This window comes from Pimelobacter sp. 30-1 (assembly GCF_018831735.1).
GTDB lineage: Bacteria > Actinomycetota > Actinomycetes > Propionibacteriales > Nocardioidaceae > Nocardioides.
This window is the reverse complement of record NZ_NHTS01000005.1, coordinates 1-18,192: the sequence shown is the minus strand read 5'-3', so window position 1 is coordinate 18,192 and position 18,192 is coordinate 1. Positions and strand designations below refer to the sequence as shown.

The window sequence follows — 18,192 nt, the reverse complement described above, 5'->3', positions numbered from 1 at the left end:
GTGCGGCAAGCACTAAGGAGGACACCATGGCTCGCTCCGACGTACTCGTGGACGGCGCCTGGCTCGAGCAGCAGCTCGGCCGGCCCGGCCTGGTCGTGATCGAGGTCGACGAGGACGCGACCCGCCACGGCATCGACCACGTCCCCGGCGCGATCGGGCTCGACTGGCGCCACGACCTCGGCCACCCGGTTCGCCGCGACGTGGTCGACGCCGACGCCTTCGCCGCGCTGCTCTCGGCCAAGGGCGTCGCGAACGACGACACCGTCGTGCTCTACGGCGGCGACAACAACTGGTTCGCGGCCTACGCCTACTGGACCTTCAAGCTCTACGGGCACCGCGACGTGCGGCTGCTCGACGGCGGCCGCAAGAAGTGGGAGCTCGAGCAGCGCCCGCTCACCACCCAGCCGGTCGCCCTGCCCCCGACGTCGTACGCCGCCGGGCCGGCCGACCCCGCGCTGCGCGCCGTCCGCGACGACGTCATCGCCGCGATCGGCGTCCGCGCCCTGGTCGACGTCCGCTCCCCCGCGGAGTTCAGCGGCGAGATCCTCGCCCCGGCGCACTTCCCGCAGGAGCTGCCGCAGGTGCCGGGCCACATCCCGACCGCGGTCAACGTCCCGTGGTCGCGCGCGGCGGCCGAGGACGGCACCTTCCTGCCCGACGACCAGCTCCGCGCCCTGTACGGCGACGCCGGGCTCCCGCTCGACGGCTCCCCCGTGACCGTCTACTGCCGGGTGGGCGAGCGCAGCGCGCACACGTGGTTCGTGCTCCACGAGCTGCTCGGGCTGCCCGACGTCCGCAACTACGACGGCTCGTGGGTCGAGTACGGCTCGCTGGTCGGCGTCCCCGTGGAGGTCTGAGCCGTGTCCGCCTCGACCGCACCCCGCCGCCGCCACCTGATGGACCCGGCCCATCCGGTCCGGCCCGTCAACGACCGCTCGCTGACCCACACCCAGCGCTGGGTGTCCTCGACGCTGGCCGTGTTCACGATCTCGCACCTGGCGCTCGGCATCGTGTTCGCCGCCCTGGAGACCCCGGACTCGGCGACCGCCGCCCGGATCGGCCTCAACGTCATCGCCGGCGGCTTCGGCGTCATCGCCGTCGCGGCGGGCCTGGTGATCCACCGGCGCAGCCCGCTCAGCCCGTGGCTCGCGCTCGGCGTCCTGCCGACGCTGCTGGGGCTGTGGCTCTGCTTCGGCTGAGCACCGGGACCGGCCTAGCGGCGCACCATGCGGAGCTCACGGCCCTCGGGCTCGTGGCGCTCGGTGCCGTCGGCGACGAACCCCTGCCGCCGGTAGAAGCCCGTCGCCCGCTCGTTGCCGTCGAGCACCCACAGGTACGACGCCCGCGCGGCGAGGGCGTGCGTGAGCATCCGGTGCCCGAGCCCGCGTCCCCACCAGGCCGCGCAGGCGTAGAGCGCCCACAGCTCGACCTCGAGGTCCAGGTCCTCGTCGCGCCCCGGTCCCACCGACACGAAGCCGACGAGGTCACCGTCGTGCTCGGCGACCGTGGTGGCCGCGAGCGAGGAGGCCGCCGCGTTCCGCCAGCCCGCGACGTGCAGGCGCGCCATCCGCTCGGCGTCGGACTCGCGAAGAGGTCGGAGGACGGCCTCGGCAGGCGCTGTCATCGGCCCAGCCTAGGTCGCGCGAGGTCCACATGTCGCCGCCGCTTTCGTACGACGCGGCACCCTCCGGTAGGGTAGGCGACTGCTCGGGCAGGTAGCTCAGTTGGTACGAGCGATCGCCTGAAAAGTGATAGGTCGGCGGTTCGACCCCGCCCCTGCCCACCGAGCACGAGACCCCCGCCGGATCCCGGCGGGGGTCTCGTCATTCTGGTGCCGCTCAGCCGGCGACGCGCGCCGGCAGCCGCGGGCCCAGGGCGCGCTCGGCGAACGCGGCCAGGGCGAGCAGCACGCCGTCCCCCTGGGGCGGTCCGGCGACCTGGACGCCGACCGGCAGGCCGTCGGACGCCGTCCCGGCCGGCAGCGAGATCGCCGGGAAGCCGGTCAGGTTCCAGACCTGGGTGAGCCGGGTCCAGTCGGTGAGCCCGACCGGCTGACCGGCCACGGTGCCCGGGTGGGCCAGCCCCGCGTCGAAGGCGACGGTGCTGGTGGTGGGGGTGATCACCAGGTCGTACTCGCGCAGCAGGGCGTCGCCCTGCGCAACCACCGCGCGCCGGGCGAGCTCGGCGTCGGGACCGGCGCTGCGGGGCAGCCCGCGGGTGGAGTCGACGAACGAGCGGAGCTCGGGGCTGAGCAGCGCGCGGTCGGCCGGCGCCAGGGCGTCGACCTGGCGGGCGATGGACTGGGCGTAGAGCCGGTCCCAGGTGTCCTCGACCCCGTCGACGACCAGGTCGAAGGCGGTCACCGCGACCCCGGCGCCGACCAGGTCGGCGACCCAGGTCTCGACGACCTCGCGGACCTCCGGGTCGACGGGTGCCCCGTTGATGGTCGGTGCGTAGCCGATCCGCAGGTGCTCGACCGGCCGTCCGCACGCGCGCAGCGCCGGCCCGGGCTCGCTCCCGGTGTGCCCGGTCAGGACGTCGAGCAGCCGGGCCACGTCGCGCACGCTGCGCGCCATCGGCCCGAGGTGGCCGAGCGTGCCCAGGTCGCTGGGCGGATAGGTCGGCACCCGCCCGCTGGTCGGCTTGAGGCCCACCACCCCGGTGAAGGCGGCCGGCAGCCGGATCGAGCCGCCGCCGTCGGTGGCGACGGCGAGCGGACCGAGCCCGGCGGCGAGTGCCGCGCCCGCGCCTCCGGAGGACCCGCCCGCGGTCCGGGTCGGGCACCACGGGTTGACGGTGCTGCCCGAGACCGGGCTGGAGGTGACGAAGGACCAGCCGAACTCCGGCGTCGTCGTCTTGCCGACGCAGATCGCGCCCGCCCGTCGTACCAACGTCGCGGCGGGGGCGTCGGCCTGGGCGACCCGGCCGGCGAAGGGCAGGGCGCCGCGCGAGGTCGGCAGCCCCTGGACGTCGATGAGGTCCTTGACCGAGCAGGGGACGCCGTGCAGCGCGCCGAGCTCGTCGCCGGCCACCACCGCCGCCTCCGCCGCACGGGCCGCCGCGCGGGCGGCCTCCGCGTCGACGCTCACGAAGCAGGACAGCGCGGGGTCGAGCCACTCGATCCGGTCGAGGACCGCGTCGACGAGCTCGACCGGCGAGAGCCGCCGGGCCCGGATCTCGGCAGCGGCGGCCTCCGCGGTCAGCTCGTGCAGCGCCGTCACGGGGTCACCGCCGGACGCCGGCCGGGCTGCCCGGGCGGGTCGGCCGGGACGAACGCGCCCGTCACGTCGTACGCCGTCCAGTGGGCGCGCCAGCGCGGGAGCAGCGCGCCGAGCCGGGTCACCGGGTCGGGGTCGTGGTCGACCCGGAGGTCGACGGCAGGCCAGGCCCGGGTGTCGACGACAAGGAGCGCCGCGGACTCGCGTCCCCGGCGGTCGCCGCCCGCGGCGTCGCCCGCCACCAGGGCCGCGAGCAGCCGGTCGGCGAGCTCGCCGGGCGTCTCCTCGAAGGCCGCGAGCATCGCGTGCAGCGGCTCCGCGCCAGCCAGCAGGTTGCCGCCGACGACGACATCGAGCCCGGTGAGGTGACCGGCCCAGCCGGCCACCTCGGCGCCGGTGTGCGCGGCGGTGCCGTCCGGTCCGGACAGCAGGACCTGTCGCCGGGCGGCGTCGGGATCGGTCGCCAGCGCCGAGGCGAGCGCGGACGTCGCGCCGTCCCCGCCGGCGAGCGCGGCGAGCGCACCGCCGGCGAGCGCCGGGTTGACGATCGCCTGGGTCGCGCAGGCGCCGATGCCGGGTCGGGCGAAGGCCGAGCGGGCGCCGACACTCGGCCGGGCCGTGGCGATCGCGACACCGAAGCAGCCAGAACCCGGGTCCCTGGCGACGACGGAGAAGGTCATGCCGGCGCCCCGGCGGGGTCGCGATCGGGGCGCAGGCCCTCGTCCTCGGTGGAGAAGTGCGCGTGCACCACGCGCCACCCGTCGTCCCCGCGGCGCAGCACGAGCGTGCTGCGGTAGGCGGCCGGGTTGTGCTTCAGGTCGCCGCCGACCCAGCGCTTGAACCGGGTCACTCGGTCGGAGGCGATGAAGGCGAGGTCGCCCTCGATCCCGACCCGCAGCCGCCCGGGCAGGTACGGCGAGACCAGCTCGAACTGCGGCCGGTAGAAGTTCCAGATGTTCTCCCAGTCCGCGAGCCCCTCGTAGGTGTGCCCGTTGGTGTTGAAGAAGAGGTGCTCGGCACCGGCGTGCCAGACCGTCGAGAGCAGCCCGAAGTCGAGGTGATCGTTGGCGACCATGTAGGTGTGGTACGCCACGAGCAGCGCGTGCCGCTCGTCGTCCGTGCCTCCCTCCACCACGAGGTCGAGGCCGGCGTAGCGGTCGGGCAGGTCGAGGGACTCCATGTCTTCTTCTCCTTCTCGGGGGTTCATCGCATCTCGCGCGCGCACGCGGCCAGGGCGGCCAGGTGCGCGGTGAATCCGGGGTTCTCGGCCGCCTGCAGCAGGACGACCTCGTCGACACCGGCGTCGGCCAGCCGGCGCAGCCGGGCCGCGACCGCGGTGGCGTCGCCGGCCAGGCAGAGCTCGTCGACGACCCGGTCGGCGACCTCGCCGGGCCGGTCCTCGCGGGCACAGGCGGCGGTCGCCGCCAGGTCGTCGGGCGTGAGGTCGCCGGCGGTGAGCACCGGCTGCAGCGACGGGATGCGCAGCAGGCGCACCATGGTCGCGGCGAGGTCGGGCTTGAGCCGGGCGCGGGCCCGGTCGGGGTCGTCGTCCAGCGCGGCGGCGACGAAGGCGGTGATCCGTCCGCGCGTCCCGGGCCGCTCGGCCGCCCGGTGCTCGCGCGCGATCCGCTCGATCTCGGCGGTCGGGACGTGCGCCGAGATCACGACGCCGTCGGCCGTCGCGGCGGTCATCGCGAGCATCCGGGGGCCGATCGTGCCCACCACCAGCGGCGGCGCCTCGACGGGGAACGACAGCCGGACGTCGCGCAGCCGGTGCACGGGCCCCTCGTGCGCCGCGATGCCGTCGCTGAAGAGCGCACGCAGGACGACGAGCGTCTCCTCGAGCGCCGCGACCGGCTGGGCGACACTGACGCCGAGGTCGTCCAGCACCCGTGGACCACCGACACCGAGCCCAAGCACCAGCCGGCCGCCGGACAGCCGCTGCACCTGTCCGGCCTCCATCGCGATCACGGCGGGCGAGCGGGTGAACGCACTGACCACGCCGATCCCGATCTCGATGCGCCGCGAGCGAGCGGCGACCGCGCCGGCCGTGGCGAACGCTCCCGGCCAGTAGGGGTTCTCCGCGATCCACACGCTGTCGAGGCCCGCCCGGTCGGCGTCCTCGACCAGCGCGAGCGCCGCGCTCGGGTCGAGCGCCTGGGGGTAGCCGATCCCGATCTTCACCGCTGCTCCTCCTCGCTCCGCCGGGCCACAGCTGCCGCGATCGCCGCGGCCGCCCGCATCCCGTAGCGGAAGTCGTCGACGCGGAGGTTCTCGTCCACGCCGTGGTTGTTCTGGTCGGCACCGGCGAGCGGCACCAGCAGGACCGGGGCGTCCAGGCCCTCGGCCAGGACGGCCAGCGGCAGCGTCCCGCCGAGCGACGTCACCACCACGGGCTCCGCTCCCCCGGCACTGCCGATCGCGGCGGCCACCTCGTCGAGCACGGGATCGCCGGGCGCGCACCGGTAGGGCTCGGTGACGCCGATGACGCGCGCGCTCACCCCGCGGGACCGCTCCAGGTGCGCGGCGACCAGAGCGCCGACCCGCACGGCCGACTGCCCGGGGACCAGGCGGCACTCGACCTTGGCGTGCGCCCGGTGCGGCACGACCGTCTTCATGCCGGGTCCCTGGTGACCGCCACCGATCCCCGCCAGGCCGACGTGCGGCACGAGCACCGGGCGGCGGCCGTCCGGGTCGCGCGGGTCGGGGTCGGGGGCGAGCGCACCGTCGGCGAAGCCGGCGACGGCGACCGTGCCGTCGGCCGCGTGCAGCGAGGCCAGCGCACCGACCAGCAGCGTGACCGCGTTGTCGACCGCGCCGCCGTACGTGCCGCCGTGGAGGTCGCGGTCGGCACCGACGGCGCTCACGTCGAGGTAGACGAGACCGCGGCAGCCCCGGACCACCGTCGGCGCGCCGCTGGGGTGCAGCGCGCCGTCCGTGGCGACGACCAGGTCGGCGCCGACGGCCGAGCGGTGCGCGGCGAGCACCGGGCCCAGGGACGGCGAGGTGATCTCCTCCTCGCCGTCGACGATCACCGTGAGGTCGATCGGGAGACCGGGGTGTGCCGCCAGCAGCGCGTGCAGGCCGTGCAGGACGGCGAGGTGCTGACCCTTGTTGTCCGCGCTGCCGCGGCCGTAGACCCGTCCGTCCCGCTGCTCGGGCGCGAACGGTGCCGACGACCAGCCGTCGGCCGCGGCGGCCGGCTGCACGTCGTAGTGGCCGTAGAACACCAGGCGCGGCGCGCCCGGAGGCCCGGGCCGGCGCCCGACCACGGCCGGGTGGCCGGCGGTCTCGACGACCCGGCCGGCGAACCCGCAGGCCTCCATCCGGGCCCGGAGCTGCTCGGCCGCGGCACGCACGCCCTCGCCCGTCGAGCTCACGCTCGGCTGGGCGACGTGCTCGGCGAGGACCGCGAGCGCGGCGTCGAGGTCGTCGTCGAGGCGCGCGAACACGTCGTCCAGCAGGGCCGGCCCGGTCACCGTCACGAGGCACCGCCGTCGGGGTCGTGGACGAGGGTCGCCGAGGCCGCGTGCCAGCCGATCCGGCCGGCGCCGCCGACGTCCGGGACCGTCGTACCGGCGGGGACGCGCGAGCGCAGGACGACATCGCCCAGCGCGGGGACCCGCCAGGTCAGGTCGCGGATCGGACCGTGGAACTTGCTGCTCACCAGGCACGCGTCGAGCACGACGTCCGCGCTCGCGCCGGGGTCGAGCAGCACGTCCTCGGGCTTGAGCGCCAGCGCGGCCGCGCCCGGCACCTCGGCCGGCTCGGCCCGCCCGGCCGGCTCGGCGAGGGCGACCGCGGTCGTGCCGACCAGGAAGCGGGGCGCGCCGCCCGAGCGGTCCACCTGCCCGGCGAGCAGGTTGGAGGCACCGACGAAGCGCGCGGTGTAGGCGAACTCCGGGCGCCGGAAGATGTCCTCGGGCGGGGCCACCTCGAGGATCCGCCCGTCGGCCATGACCGCCACCCGGTCGGCCATCGACATCGCCTCGTCCTGGTCGTGGGTGACCATCACGGTGGTGACGCCGACCTTGCGGATGATCGACTCGACCTCGGCCCGCATCCGGTCGCGCAGGTTCGCGTCGAGCGCCGAGAACGGCTCGTCCAGCAGCAGGATCCGCGGATCGGGGGCGAGTGCCCGGGCGAGCGCCGCCCGCTGCGACTGGCCGCCGGAGAGCTGGCCGGGCTCGACCTCGGCGAGCTCCTCGAGCCCGACGAGCGCCAGCATCTCGGCCACCCGCTGCCGGCGGGCGGTCCGGGACATCCGGCGGCGCAGGCCGTACTCGATGTTCTTGGCCACGCTGAGGTGCGGGAACAGGGCGTGGTTCTGGAAGACCAGCCCGAGGTCGCGCCGCCACGGCGGGGTGAGCGTCACGTCGTCGTCGCCGAAGTGGATGGTCCCCGCGGTGGGGGTGACCAGACCGGCGATCGCGCGCAGGGTGGTCGACTTGCCGCACCCGCTCTGCCCGAGCAGCGCGGTGATCTCCCCCGGCGCCATGGTCAGGTCGAGGTCGGTGACCACCGGCCCCTTGCCGTAGTCGACCGTGACGCCGGCGAGCGCGACCCGCTGCGAAGATCCCGTCATTGAAGCAACCTCACTCGTAGGAATCGCTCCACGGCGGCGGCGGCCACCAGGAGGAGAACAGCCAGCAGCAACGACAGGGCAGCGAGCACCGGCGTCCGGTTGCTGGCCATCTGCTGGTAGATGCTGATCGGCAGGGGACGCTGGTCCGAGGGCGCCAGGAACAGCGAGAGCGGCACGTTGACGAACGACAGCGTGAACGCGAACACCGAGCTCGCGATCAGTGCCGGCCGGAGCATCGGGAACGTGACCGTGGTCAGCACCCGCGCCGGCGACGAGCCGAGCGCCATCGCGGTCGACTCGTACGACGTGCCCTGGGCCTGCAGGGCTCCGGCGACCAGCCGGATCACGAACGGCGCGACGAAGACGCCGTGCGCCACCACCAGACCAGCCAGGCCGACCTGGATCTGGAGCTGGTTGATGACCTGGAGGATCGCCAGGCCGACGACGATCTGCGGGACGACGATCGGCCCCATCAGCACCGACGTCGCGCCGGCACCGGTCATCCAGCGTGGTCCCCGGGTCACCGCGAAGGCCGCGGAGACGCCGAGCACCAGGGCGAGCGCGGTGGCCCCGATCCCGATCTTGGCGCTGGTCAGCGTGCCGTCGATGAACTCGTCGTAGGTCAGCAGGTCGGCGAACCAGTGCAGCGTGAAGCCACGCATCCGGTCGGGGAAGGTCGGGGAGTCGTTGAAGGCCTGGAGGACGACCGGGAGCACCGGGCCGAGCACGAAGGCGAAGCCGAGCACGATCGTCGACGTCCGCAGCACCCGCCAGGCGGCCCAGCCCTGCTGGCGCCGACGACGCGGCCGGGCGCTCATCGGGACACCTCGCGCGCGGCGCTGCGGCTGAGGACCCGGCCGTAGATGCCGACGAGGAGCAGGCCGAGCCCGACGAGCAGCACCGAGCTGGCCGCGGCGAGCGTCGGGTTGAACGTGTTGACGAGCTGGCTCACCAGCGTGGTGAGCACGAGGTTGCGCTCGCCGCCGAGGAACCGGGCGTTGACGAACGCGCTCAGCGCCATCGCCAGGCCCACGATCGAGGCGGCGAGGATCCCGGGTCGGCACAGCGGGAGGACGACGCGGAAGACCGTCCGCACCGGCGAGACCCCGAGGGTGAGCGAGGCCTCGAGCAGGTCCTTGGAGACGGTGCGCGCGATCGGGTAGAGCGTGAGCACCACGAACGGGACGACGAAGTGGACCGTGCCGATCGTCATCGCGATCTCGGTCTCCGCGACCCGGCCGGGACTCCCGCCCCACAAGGGCCGCAGCGCGTTGACCACGCGGTAGCCGAGGCCGCCCTCCACGAAGAGACCCATCCAGCCGAGCACCGTGATCACCGGCCCGGACAGGATCGGCGCGACCAGGAGGAAGAGCCACACCGAGCTGACCTCCCGGCGCCGGAAGGCGGTCAGCGCGACCACCAGCGCGAGCCCGATGAGCACGCTGGCCACGCCGCCGATCACGCTGACCCGCAGCGTGCGCAGCATGACGTCGCGGTAGATCGGGTCGGTCAGCAGCCGGTCGTAGTTGCCCCACGTCTCGTGCGCCGCGCTCGGGTCGCCCAGCGGGTTGGGCTGCAGGCTCTGGTGGAAGATGACCGCCGCCGGCGCCAGCACGGCGAGGGCGAAGGCGACGACGGCGGGCAGCACGGACAGGCCCGACGAGCCGATGACGTGGCTCGTCGACCTCCGCGCGCCCGCACGCCGCCGCAGTGGTGTCACTCCCACGAGGGCAGCACCTCGGAGTTCAGCCGCTCGGTCCACTCGGCTCGCTTGTTGGCGATCTCGCCCAGGTCGAAGAACCGGACCTGGTCGAGGATCTCGGACGCGAGCGGCACCTTGCCGGCGACCTTCGGCGCGATCGTGGCCTTGGTGTTGGCCGGCGAGCCCAGCCACTCTCCGCAGAAGGCGGTCTGCACGTCGGCGTCGAAGGCGACGTCGAGGAAGACGTGCGCGAGGTCCTCGTTGGGCCGGCCCTTGACGATCGCCATCGTGTTGTCGGCGGCGATCGCCTTCTCCTGCGGGAAGTCGAAGGAGAAGCCGACGCCCGCGTCGTTCGCGCCCAGCAGCGAGTAGTTGAACTCGGGGACGACGTCCACCTCGCCGCCCTTGGCCCGGTCGGCCCACTCGGTCCAGAAGTACTGGAGCACGGCGGGATCGAGCTTGGCCAGCGCCTTGAGCCCGGGGTCGATGTCGGTGGCCGAGCCGCCGTTGAGCTCGGCGGCCATGATCAGGAACATCGGCATCTGGGTGTGCCCGATGCCCGGCAGACCGAGCCGGCCGGCGAGCTCGGGACGCCACAGGTCGCCCCAGCTCGTCAGCGCCGGCACCCCCTTGGCCCGGGTCAGGCCGAAGGCGACGAGCCCGTAGGAGATGCCGTAGGGGAAGAGCTTGGCCCAGTCGGCGATGTCGGCGGCGTTCGGGACGCGCCGGGTGTCGATGTCGGTCAGCAGACCCTGGCGGTTGGCCTGGTAGACGTTCTCGCCCGAGTTGATGAACACGTCGACGGTCGGCGAGCCGATCTGGGCCAGGAGCTTGTTGAACCGCTCGCCGCCCGAGCCGGTGTCGTACTGCACCTTGGCGCCGGTGAGCTTGCGGAAGACCGGCTCGACGGTCTCCTTGAAGGCGCGCTCGGTCTCACCGCCCCACACCGAGACCGACAGCGTGCGGCCGCTCCCGTCGGGGATGCCGGTGCCCGCCGAGCCCGGCGAGGTGCTCGCGTCGCTGCCGCACGCCGCCAGCAGCGTCGGCGCGGCCGCGACACCGGCGCCGATGCCCAGCCACTTGAGGACGTCGCGGCGCGAGCCGCTCGCCGTGGCGAGGGCGCCGAGCGAGGCGCGCACCTGCGCCAGGTGCGCCGACGACCCGAGCCGGGTCGCGACGTCGTGTGCCCATTCGTCGCGCTCCCCGAGCCTGTGCGACGCCTTCTGCGAACCGATGAGAGACATGAACCCGCTCCTTGGAAATCAACCCGGTTGGTCTGATTTGGATTGCAAGACTCTGACATATTGGATTGGCTTTACGTGACCAATTTCAGATATCAGGTAGTCTGCGGAGGAACGCTCTGCTCGTACATATCCAATCTGCCGCATATTGGCATTGAAATGCAGAGGAAAGGCACATGATGGGCCTCAATCTCGGCGACGTGCTCGGACCCTGGGCGTCCGGCGCCGGGCCCCGCTACGTCCAGCTCGCCGCGGCCGTGCGCGCCGCGATCGAGCGCTACGACCTGGCCCCAGGTACCCGGCTCCCTCCCGAGCGCCAGATCGCGGACGCGCTGGGGGTCAGCCGGACCACGGTCGTGGCCGCGCTCGACGCGCTCAAGCAGGACGGCTGGCTGGAGGCCCGGCAGGGCGCCGGCACCTGGGTCGCCACCCGCAGCGACACGCTCGGCGTCTCCCCCGACGGCGCGGTCTACTCCTCCTACCCCGTCCAGCGGCTGCTCCGCTCGACGCGCGAGCCGGCTCCGGCCCTGATCGACATGGCCAGCGCCGCCTTCACCGAGCCGCTCGGCGTCGCCGACACCCTCGGCTCGCTCTCGCTCGGCGCCGGGTCCGTCGGCATGGGCTACCTGCCGTACGGGCACCCCGAGCTGCGGGCCGCGATCGCCGGCCACCTGAGCGCGTCCGGGCTGCCGACGGTCCCGAGCCAGATCCTCATCACCACCGGCGTGGCCCAGGCGATCACCCTGCTGGCCCAGCTCTTCCTGCCGAACCGCGAACCGGTGGTGGTCGAGAACCCCACGTGGACCGGCACCCTCGACGCCCTCACCGCCCACGGCTCCAAGATCCGCTCGCTACCCGTCGACGCCCACGGGGCCCGGGTCGACCTGGTCCCCGACGCGATCGCGAAGTCGCAGGCGGACCTGGTGCTGGTCACGCCCGACTTCCACAACCCCACCGGCGCCCAGCTCACCCTGGCCCGCCGCAAGCGGCTGGCCGAGCTCGCCCACGACCTCCAGGTGCCGGTGGTCGAGAACATCGCGCTGGCCGGCCTCCAGCTCGGCGACACCCCCGTGCTCCCGCCGATCGCGTCGTTCTCGCCGGACCGCTGGATCCTCACCGTCGGCTCGTTCTCCAAGGTCGTCTGGCCCGGGCTCCGCATCGGCTGGGTCCGCTCCTCCGAGCCCACCATCGACCGGCTGGCCCGGCTCAAGGCGGTCGCCGACAACGGCACGCCGGTGCTCAGCCAGCTGGTGGTGCTCGGCCTGCTCGACCGCTTCGACGAGCTGGCCGCCGCCCGCCGTGCGCACGCGGAGACCGGCCTCGCCGCGCTCACCAGCGCGCTGGCCGAGCGGCTGCCGAGCTGGCGCCCCACGCTGCCGGTCGGCGGGCTGTCGATGTGGACCCAGCTCCCCCGCGGGAGCGCCCACGAGTTCGCCCGGATCGCGGTCCACCACGGTGTCGACGTCTCCCCCGGCCCGATCTTCTGCGCCGACGAGAGCCACCACGACCACCTGCGGCTGCCCTTCGTCGCCCCACCCGCGGTCCTCACCGAGGCGGTCGACCGCCTCGCCGCGGCCTGGGGTGCCTACGAGCGCGAGCGGGAGGCGCTGTGATCGACCTCGACGCCATCCGTGCCGCCCAGCGGCTGATCGCCCCCGTCGCCGTACGGACGCCGGTCGAGGAGTCGCGCTGGCTCTCCGGCATCCTCGGCGGCCCGGTGCTGCTCAAGGCCGAGAACCTCCAGCGCGCCGGCTCGTTCAAGATCCGCGGTGCCTACGTCCGGATGGCCCGGCTGAGCGCGGACGAGCGCCGGGCCGGCGTCGTCGCCGCCAGCGCCGGCAACCACGCCCAGGGCGTCGCGCTCGCCGCCCAGCTGCTCGGCATGCCGGCCGTGGTCTACATGCCGCGGGGCGCCTCGATCCCCAAGGAGCAGGCCACCCGCGGCTACGGCGCCGAGGTGCGGATCGCGGGCGCCACCATCGACGAGGCCCTCACCCACGCCGAGGCCTACGCCGCCGAGACCGGCGCCACGCTGGTCCACCCCTTCGACCACCCCGACATCGTCGCCGGCCAGGGCACGCTCGGCCTCGAGCTGCTCGAGCAGTGCCCGGAGGTCGCGACCGTCGTCGTCCCGATCGGTGGCGGCGGGCTGGCGGCCGGGGTCGCGCACGCGATCCGGGCGGTGCGGCCCGACGTACGGGTGGTCGGGGTGCAGGCCGCCGCGGCGGCGGCGTACCCGGCGTCGCTGCGGTCCGGCGCGCCGGTGCCGCTCGACCGGATGGCCACGATCGCCGACGGCATCGCCGTGGCCCGTCCCGGAGCGCTGCCCTTCGCCCACGTCCAGGCCGAGGTCGAGCGGGTCGTCACCGTGAGCGAGGACCAGATCGCCCACGCCGTGCTGCAGCTCATGGAGCGGGCCAAGCTCGTCGTCGAGCCGGCGGGCGCGGTGACCGTCGCCGCCCTGCTCGCCGAGCCCGAGGCGTTCACCACGCCCGCGGTCGCCGTCCTGTCGGGCGGCAACATCGACCCGCTGCTGATGATGAACGTGATCCGGCACGGCCTCGCGGCCTCGGGGCGCTACCTGTCGGCGCGGGTCCGGATCCCCGACCGCACCGGCGGTCTGGCCGGACTGCTCGCCGAGCTCGCCCGCTGCGAGGTCAACGTGCACGAGGTCGCGCACGACCGTACGACGCGGCACGGGCTCGGCGAGGTCGACGTCGCGCTCCAGCTCGAGACCCGCGGCCCCGAGCACGCCCGGTCGGTCATCGCGGCCCTGCGCGAGCACTACCTGGTGCTCGACCACGACGGCGCCGAGGAGCCGGAGGGCACCTGACTCAGCCGAGCCGCCGCGGCCACCAGAACCGCTCCCCCATCCGGATCGCGATCGCGGGCACCAGCACCGTCCGCACCAGGAGCGTGTCGAGCAGGACGCCGACGCAGATCACGATGCCGAGCTGGGCCAGCACGACCAGCGGGAGCACGCCGAGCACCGCGAAGACCGCGGCGAGCAGGATGCCCGCGCTGGTGATCACGCCGCCGGTCGACGCGAGCGCCCGCAGCATGCCCTCGCGCGGGCCGTGGCGGCGGCCCTCCTCGGCGGCGCGGGTGACGAGGAAGATGTTGTAGTCGACGCCGAGCGCGACGAGGAAGAGGAAGGCCTGCAGGGGGACGCCGACGTCGAGCCGGTCGAAGCCGAAGACCTGCGAGCCGATGAGCCAGCCGGCGCCGAGCGCCGCCAGGTACGTCGCGACCACCGTCGCCACGAGCACGATCGGCGCGACCACCGAGCGCAGGAGCAGCCCGAGCGCGAGCAGCACCACGACCAGGATGAGCGGCAGGATCAGGCCGCGGTCGGCCGACGTGGCCGCCGCGATGTCGGCCTCCTCGGCGTCGGTCCCGCCGACGAGTGTGCCGGGGAAGTCGTCGAGCGCGGCGCGCAGGGAGGCGACGTCGGCCCGCGCGGCCGCCGTACCGGGGGCGTGGGCGAGGACGACGTCGAGGCGGGTCCGTCCGTCGTGCTCGCCGGCCTCGCGCACCGACTCGACCCCCTCGGCGGCCTCGGCCGCGGCGACGACCTCGTCGGCCGGGTCCGAGGTCAGGACGACGGCCGGGTCGGTGCTGCCGGCCGGGAACGACTCCGCCAGGCGGGCGGCGGCGGTGATCGACTCGGGGGTGTCGATGAACTGGTCCGCCTCGGAGAGCCCGCTGCGGATGCCGAGCAAGCCGCTCGCCAGCACCGCGAGGACGACCAGCCCGGACAGTGCCGCAGCGAGCGGACGGGCGGCGACGGCGTCGCCGATCCGGCGCCACACCGTGCGGTCGTCCGACAGGGCGGCCTGCCCGACCGCGGGCCGGCGCGGCCAGAAGATCCCGCGCGGGAAGACGACCAGCGCCAGCGGGAGCACGACGAGCACGGCGACGGCCGCCACGACCACGCCGATCGCGCAGGCCAGCCCGAGCCCGCGGGTGGTGGGGAACGCCGAGAGCAGCAGGGCCAGGAGCGCGACGACGACGGTCGCGGCACTGGCCAGCACGGCCTCGCCGGTCCGCACCCAGGCGTGCGCCATCGCCTCCCCCCGGCTGGCCGTACGACGCAGCTCGTCGCGGTAGCGGGAGATCAGCAGGAGCGCGTAGTTGGTCCCCGCGCCGAACACCAGCACCGACAGGATCCCGGTCGTCGACTCGTCGAAGGCGACCCCGAGCCCCGACAGCGCGTGCGTCGCGGCGACCGCGGCGAGCCGGTCCGCGAGGCCGACGACCGTCAACGGGACCAGCCAGAGCAGGGGCGAGCGGTAGGTGATGATCAGCAGGACCGCCACCACCGACGCCGTCACCAGCAGCAGCCGGAGGTCGGCGCCGTCGAACACCCGCGCCAGGTCCCCCTGGATCGCGGCCGGACCGGTGACCGCGGCGCGCACGCCGTCCGGCAGGCCCGCGCGGACGTCGGCTCGCAGCCGGTCGATGTCGTCGGCGAGCCGGGCCGCGTCGGTCTCGGCGACCGGCACCACGCCGACGAGCGCCGTACCGTCGGCGGAGGGCTGGGGCGGCGCCACCGCACCGCCCGCGACCCGGGTGAGCACGTCGCCGACCGCGGTGGTCTCGGCCGCGGTCAGCTGGTGGTCGGCGGAGAAGAGCACGACGGCGACCTGGTCGCGGCCCGACGGGAAGGCGTCGACCAGGCGGGCGACCTCCGTGGCGTCGTACCCGGCGGGGAGCTGGTCGGTCGTCCCGCGCTCGACCGGCGCGGTCCCGGCGAGTCCGATGAGCGCGCCACCCACGACGAGGTAGATCATCGGGAGGACCCAGGCCACCCGCGGACGCAGGAACGGGAGCAGGCGCCGGGACAGCGGAGATAGTTCCATGATGGAAGGATAAGCCCATGAGCGACCCCAGGGGTACGCCGGGCGCGGCGGTGCCCGTGCTGGTGCAGGAGCTGTCGTACGAGCTCAACCGCTTCTCCCACGGCTTCGCCCACCGCCACGGCCTGCACCCCACCGACGTCGACGCGCTGGCCTACCTGCACCAGGCCCGGCTGCGCGGCCTCCCGGTGACGCCGTCCTCGCTGGCCGCCTCGATCGAGCTCAGCCCGCCGGCGACCACCGCGCTCCTGCACCGGCTGGAGGCGAGCGGGCACGTCGTACGCACGCCCGACCCGGCCGACGGCCGCCGCCGGCTGCTCGAGCTGCACCCCTCGGCCCAGCAGCTCGCCGGGGAGTTCTTCCGCCCGCTCGCGGGCGCACTGCGCGACTCGCTCGACGGGCTCGACCCCGACGAGGTCGCGGTCGTCGAGCGCTGGCTGCGGGCGGCCTCCGCGGCGACCCGGTCGCTCGCCGGGACGCGCGACGGGGCGACGGGGAGCACGAGAGCGCGCGACATTCCGGCCCCCTGACCGGCCGCGCCGAGCCGTGCTCGACGATTCGCGAACAAGCCGGGGCTCCGGCCTTCCCGCCGGGACTGCCCCCACCTACCGTCGCTGACCACCTCGCGAAGCGGTCGCGGGCAGGCGGTAGGGGCAGGACCATGATCGATCTGCACCACACCCGAGAGCTGGTCGAGATGACCGTGCTCGGCCTGCTCGTCGCGCTTCTCGTCCACTTCGTCGAGTTCGGCGTGACGACCGTGCGAGCAACCGCGCGGACCTTCAGCCCGGCGTGGCCGGCGCGAGCGCGCGTCCTCCTCTGGCTCTTCTCCCTCGCCGCGCGCTTGTTCGCGGGATCGATGCTCCTGCTCGGCCTGATCCAGGTAGTCGACGCGCTGGCGCCCTTCGCGGTGCCGGACTGGGCGGGCTGGGGGCTCCTCCTGGCGCTGGTGGCCATCGCGGCCGCGGCCGAGGCCCTCTGGCACCGCCTCGTCACCCACAGCCTGCGAGCCTGGGAGGACAGGTGCCGACGTCCCGACATGCTCGGTCACCACGGCGACGACGCGCGCATCGTCGGCTGGCGCGTCGCCCGGAGCATGCACCGCTACGGTTCGACCTGCCTCGGAGCGACGGTCGGGGCGATCGTCGCACTCGGCATGTTCCTCGCGAACGCCCCCACGTCCGGACCGGCCGACCTCGTCGTCCTGATGGGGACGCTCACGGTGTGGGGAGTCATCCTGATCGCGGCAGACAGCGCGGTGACCTTCCTGGATCCGTTGGCCCGGCTCGTCCAGCAGCTGTGGCTCGACCGAGCCCAGGACGACGAGGAACCCCCGACCAGGCAGGGCGCCGATGCCGTGGTCAACCCGCTGCGCCTGGCCGAGACATCAACGCAGAAGGTGCGTCACCGGAAGCGTCGATCGACCTGGATCGCGGCGCTCGCCCTGAAGCGCGTCGCCCTGCGCTATCCCGCGGGGGTCACCACCGAGGAGGGGCGGATCGCCCTCCTCACCCAGCTCGCGGCACCGGGAACGGACCTCACCGACGAGATGCGCCGGATGGTCGACGCGATCATCCGCGAGGAGATCCCTGCAACGGGCATCACCACCGACATCGCCAAGCGCTCGTGGCCGCCCGTGTTCGACCGCCTACGCCCCTGGTTGCTGGGCCGGACCGCCGCCGTCGTCGTCATCGGCTCCCTCGTGACCGCCGTCGTCAAGCCGGCGCTGGAGATCTACCACCGGCTGAACCAGTGAGGCGCCCGCGGTCCGCGCGATCGCGGCGTCCTGGTCCGACGTACCACCGCTGACGCCGACCGCGCCGACCACCTCGCCGCCGATCCGGACCAGGTCGCCGCCCGCGATGGGCGTGAAGCCGGGGACCGTGCCGACGGTGGCCGGGAACGACGGGTCGGCGGCGGTGCGCTCCTCCCACACCCCCGTCGGTACGCCGAGGGCGGCTGCCGTGACCGCCTTGCCGTGGGCGGCGGCGGCGACGAGGGCCGGGACGCCGTCCATCCGGGCGGTGGCCACGGGCACGCCCCACGGGTCGGCCACGACGACGGCGACCGCGAGGTCCGCGGCGGCCGCGGCGGCGAGCGCCGCGCGCACGACCGCCTCCGCCTCGGCGAGCGTGATGACCGCGCAGGTGCGGGGCACGAGCGCCTACCAGCCACGCTCGGCGAACTGGATCGAGCGGGCGGGCTCGTCGACGTTGATGCCGACCATCGCCTCACCCAGACCACGCGAGACCTTCGCAACCACATCAGGGTCGTCGTGGAAGGTCGTGGCCTTCACGATCGCCTCGGCCCGCTGGGCCGGGTTGCCCGACTTGAAGATCCCCGAGCCGACGAAGACGCCCTCGGCGCCGAGCTGCATCATCATCGCCGCGTCCGCCGGGGTCGCGATCCCGCCGGCGGTGAACAGCACCACCGGGAGCTTGCCGGTGCGGGCGACCTCGACGACCAGGTCGTAAGGCGCCTGGAGCTCCTTGGCCGCGACGTACAGCTCGTCGTCGGCCAGTGCGCCGAGGCGGCGGATCTCGGCGCGGATGGTGCGCATGTGGGTCACCGCGTTGGAAACGTCACC

At 74.3% G+C, this 18,192-nt stretch carries 18 protein-coding genes, 1 tRNA gene and 1 pseudogene; 7 read left to right on the top strand and 13 right to left on the bottom strand.

Going from position 1 to position 18,192, the window contains the following annotated elements:
- Positions 1–26 precede the first annotated feature (26 nt).
- Together CCO04_RS11425 and CCO04_RS11420 are read left to right on the top strand one after the other, a co-directional pair.
- Positions 27–857, top strand: a complete 831-nt coding sequence (locus CCO04_RS11425; protein WP_215814275.1) for a sulfurtransferase — start codon at positions 27–29, stop codon at positions 855–857.
- Between the two features lie 3 nt (positions 858–860).
- Complete coding sequence (locus tag CCO04_RS11420; RefSeq protein ID WP_254069807.1) at positions 861–1,199, top strand: hypothetical protein; 339 nt, start codon at positions 861–863, stop codon at positions 1,197–1,199.
- A 14-nt stretch (positions 1,200–1,213) separates the two neighbouring features.
- On the opposite strand, the gene CCO04_RS11415 is transcribed toward CCO04_RS11420, so the two are convergent.
- Positions 1,214–1,624 carry a GNAT family N-acetyltransferase gene (locus CCO04_RS11415; RefSeq protein WP_215814274.1) on the bottom strand — a complete coding sequence of 137 codons (411 nt, stop codon included), beginning with the start codon at positions 1,622–1,624 and terminating at the stop codon, positions 1,214–1,216.
- 85 nt (positions 1,625–1,709) lie between these two features.
- On the opposite strand from CCO04_RS11415, the gene CCO04_RS11410 reads away from it, so the two are divergent.
- Positions 1,710–1,783: transfer RNA gene (locus tag CCO04_RS11410), tRNA-Phe, on the top strand.
- A gap of 55 nt (positions 1,784–1,838) precedes the next feature.
- Here the strand turns inward: CCO04_RS11410 and CCO04_RS11405 are convergent.
- From CCO04_RS11405 to CCO04_RS11365, 9 genes are read right to left on the bottom strand one after another with little or no spacing between them, the layout of a single operon-like run.
- Positions 1,839–3,221: an amidase gene (locus CCO04_RS11405; RefSeq protein ID WP_215814273.1), complete on the bottom strand. Its 1,383-nt coding sequence runs from the start codon at positions 3,219–3,221 to the stop codon at positions 1,839–1,841.
- On the bottom strand, positions 3,218–3,898 hold the full coding sequence (locus CCO04_RS11400; RefSeq protein ID WP_215814272.1) for a DUF1028 domain-containing protein: 681 nt from the start codon (positions 3,896–3,898) through the stop codon (positions 3,218–3,220). Before CCO04_RS11400 ends, CCO04_RS11405 begins: the two co-directional genes overlap by 4 nt.
- Entirely contained in the window at positions 3,895–4,398 is a 504-nt protein-coding gene (locus tag CCO04_RS11395; RefSeq protein ID WP_215814271.1) for a nuclear transport factor 2 family protein, read from the bottom strand. The genes CCO04_RS11400 and CCO04_RS11395 overlap by 4 nt, the downstream gene beginning before the upstream one ends.
- Positions 4,399–4,421: 23 nt before the next feature.
- Entirely contained in the window at positions 4,422–5,402 is a 981-nt protein-coding gene (locus CCO04_RS11390) for an LLM class flavin-dependent oxidoreductase (protein ID WP_215814270.1), read from the bottom strand.
- A complete protein-coding gene (locus CCO04_RS11385; RefSeq protein ID WP_215814269.1) occupies positions 5,399–6,697 on the bottom strand; it encodes a M20/M25/M40 family metallo-hydrolase in 1,299 nt (432 codons plus the stop codon). The genes CCO04_RS11390 and CCO04_RS11385 overlap by 4 nt, the downstream gene beginning before the upstream one ends.
- Positions 6,698–6,699: 2 nt before the next feature.
- Complete coding sequence (locus CCO04_RS11380; protein WP_215814268.1) at positions 6,700–7,803, bottom strand: ABC transporter ATP-binding protein; 1,104 nt, start codon at positions 7,801–7,803, stop codon at positions 6,700–6,702.
- Complete coding sequence (locus CCO04_RS11375; RefSeq protein WP_215814267.1) at positions 7,800–8,621, bottom strand: ABC transporter permease; 822 nt, start codon at positions 8,619–8,621, stop codon at positions 7,800–7,802. The genes CCO04_RS11380 and CCO04_RS11375 overlap by 4 nt, the downstream gene beginning before the upstream one ends.
- Positions 8,618–9,529, bottom strand: a complete 912-nt coding sequence (locus CCO04_RS28500; RefSeq protein ID WP_215814266.1) for an ABC transporter permease — start codon at positions 9,527–9,529, stop codon at positions 8,618–8,620. The genes CCO04_RS11375 and CCO04_RS28500 overlap by 4 nt, the downstream gene beginning before the upstream one ends.
- The gene (locus CCO04_RS11365; RefSeq protein ID WP_215814265.1) at positions 9,520–10,749 is read right to left on the bottom strand and encodes an extracellular solute-binding protein; all 1,230 of its coding nucleotides are present in this window, start codon (positions 10,747–10,749) and stop codon (positions 9,520–9,522) included. The genes CCO04_RS28500 and CCO04_RS11365 overlap by 10 nt, the downstream gene beginning before the upstream one ends.
- 173 nt (positions 10,750–10,922) lie before the next feature.
- Between CCO04_RS11365 and CCO04_RS11360 the strand changes: the two genes are divergently transcribed.
- Positions 10,923–12,359 carry a PLP-dependent aminotransferase family protein gene (locus tag CCO04_RS11360; RefSeq protein ID WP_215814264.1) on the top strand — a complete coding sequence of 479 codons (1,437 nt, stop codon included), beginning with the start codon at positions 10,923–10,925 and terminating at the stop codon, positions 12,357–12,359.
- A complete protein-coding gene (gene ilvA, locus CCO04_RS11355; RefSeq protein ID WP_215814263.1) occupies positions 12,356–13,579 on the top strand; it encodes a threonine ammonia-lyase in 1,224 nt (407 codons plus the stop codon). Before CCO04_RS11360 ends, ilvA begins: the two co-directional genes overlap by 4 nt.
- 1 nt (position 13,580) lies before the next feature.
- On the opposite strand, the gene CCO04_RS11350 is transcribed toward ilvA, so the two are convergent.
- On the bottom strand, positions 13,581–15,608 hold the full coding sequence (locus CCO04_RS11350) for an MMPL family transporter (RefSeq protein WP_215814262.1): 2,028 nt from the start codon (positions 15,606–15,608) through the stop codon (positions 13,581–13,583).
- 17 nt (positions 15,609–15,625) lie between these two features.
- Between CCO04_RS11350 and CCO04_RS11345 the strand changes: the two genes are divergently transcribed.
- Together CCO04_RS11345 and CCO04_RS11340 are read left to right on the top strand one after the other, a co-directional pair.
- Positions 15,626–16,135, top strand: coding sequence for a MarR family winged helix-turn-helix transcriptional regulator (locus CCO04_RS11345; protein WP_215814261.1), 510 nt, complete (start codon positions 15,626–15,628; stop codon positions 16,133–16,135).
- Between the two features lie 131 nt (positions 16,136–16,266).
- The gene (locus CCO04_RS11340) at positions 16,267–17,361 is read left to right on the top strand and encodes a hypothetical protein (protein WP_215814260.1); all 1,095 of its coding nucleotides are present in this window, start codon (positions 16,267–16,269) and stop codon (positions 17,359–17,361) included.
- On the opposite strand, the gene CCO04_RS11335 is transcribed toward CCO04_RS11340, so the two are convergent.
- Complete coding sequence (locus CCO04_RS11335; protein WP_215814259.1) at positions 17,254–17,763, bottom strand: heme-binding protein; 510 nt, start codon at positions 17,761–17,763, stop codon at positions 17,254–17,256. The genes CCO04_RS11340 and CCO04_RS11335 overlap by 108 nt on opposite strands.
- A gap of 6 nt (positions 17,764–17,769) precedes the next feature.
- Positions 17,770–18,192 (bottom strand): annotated as a pseudogene (locus CCO04_RS11330) (pyridoxal 5'-phosphate synthase lyase subunit PdxS); the annotation flags it as partial.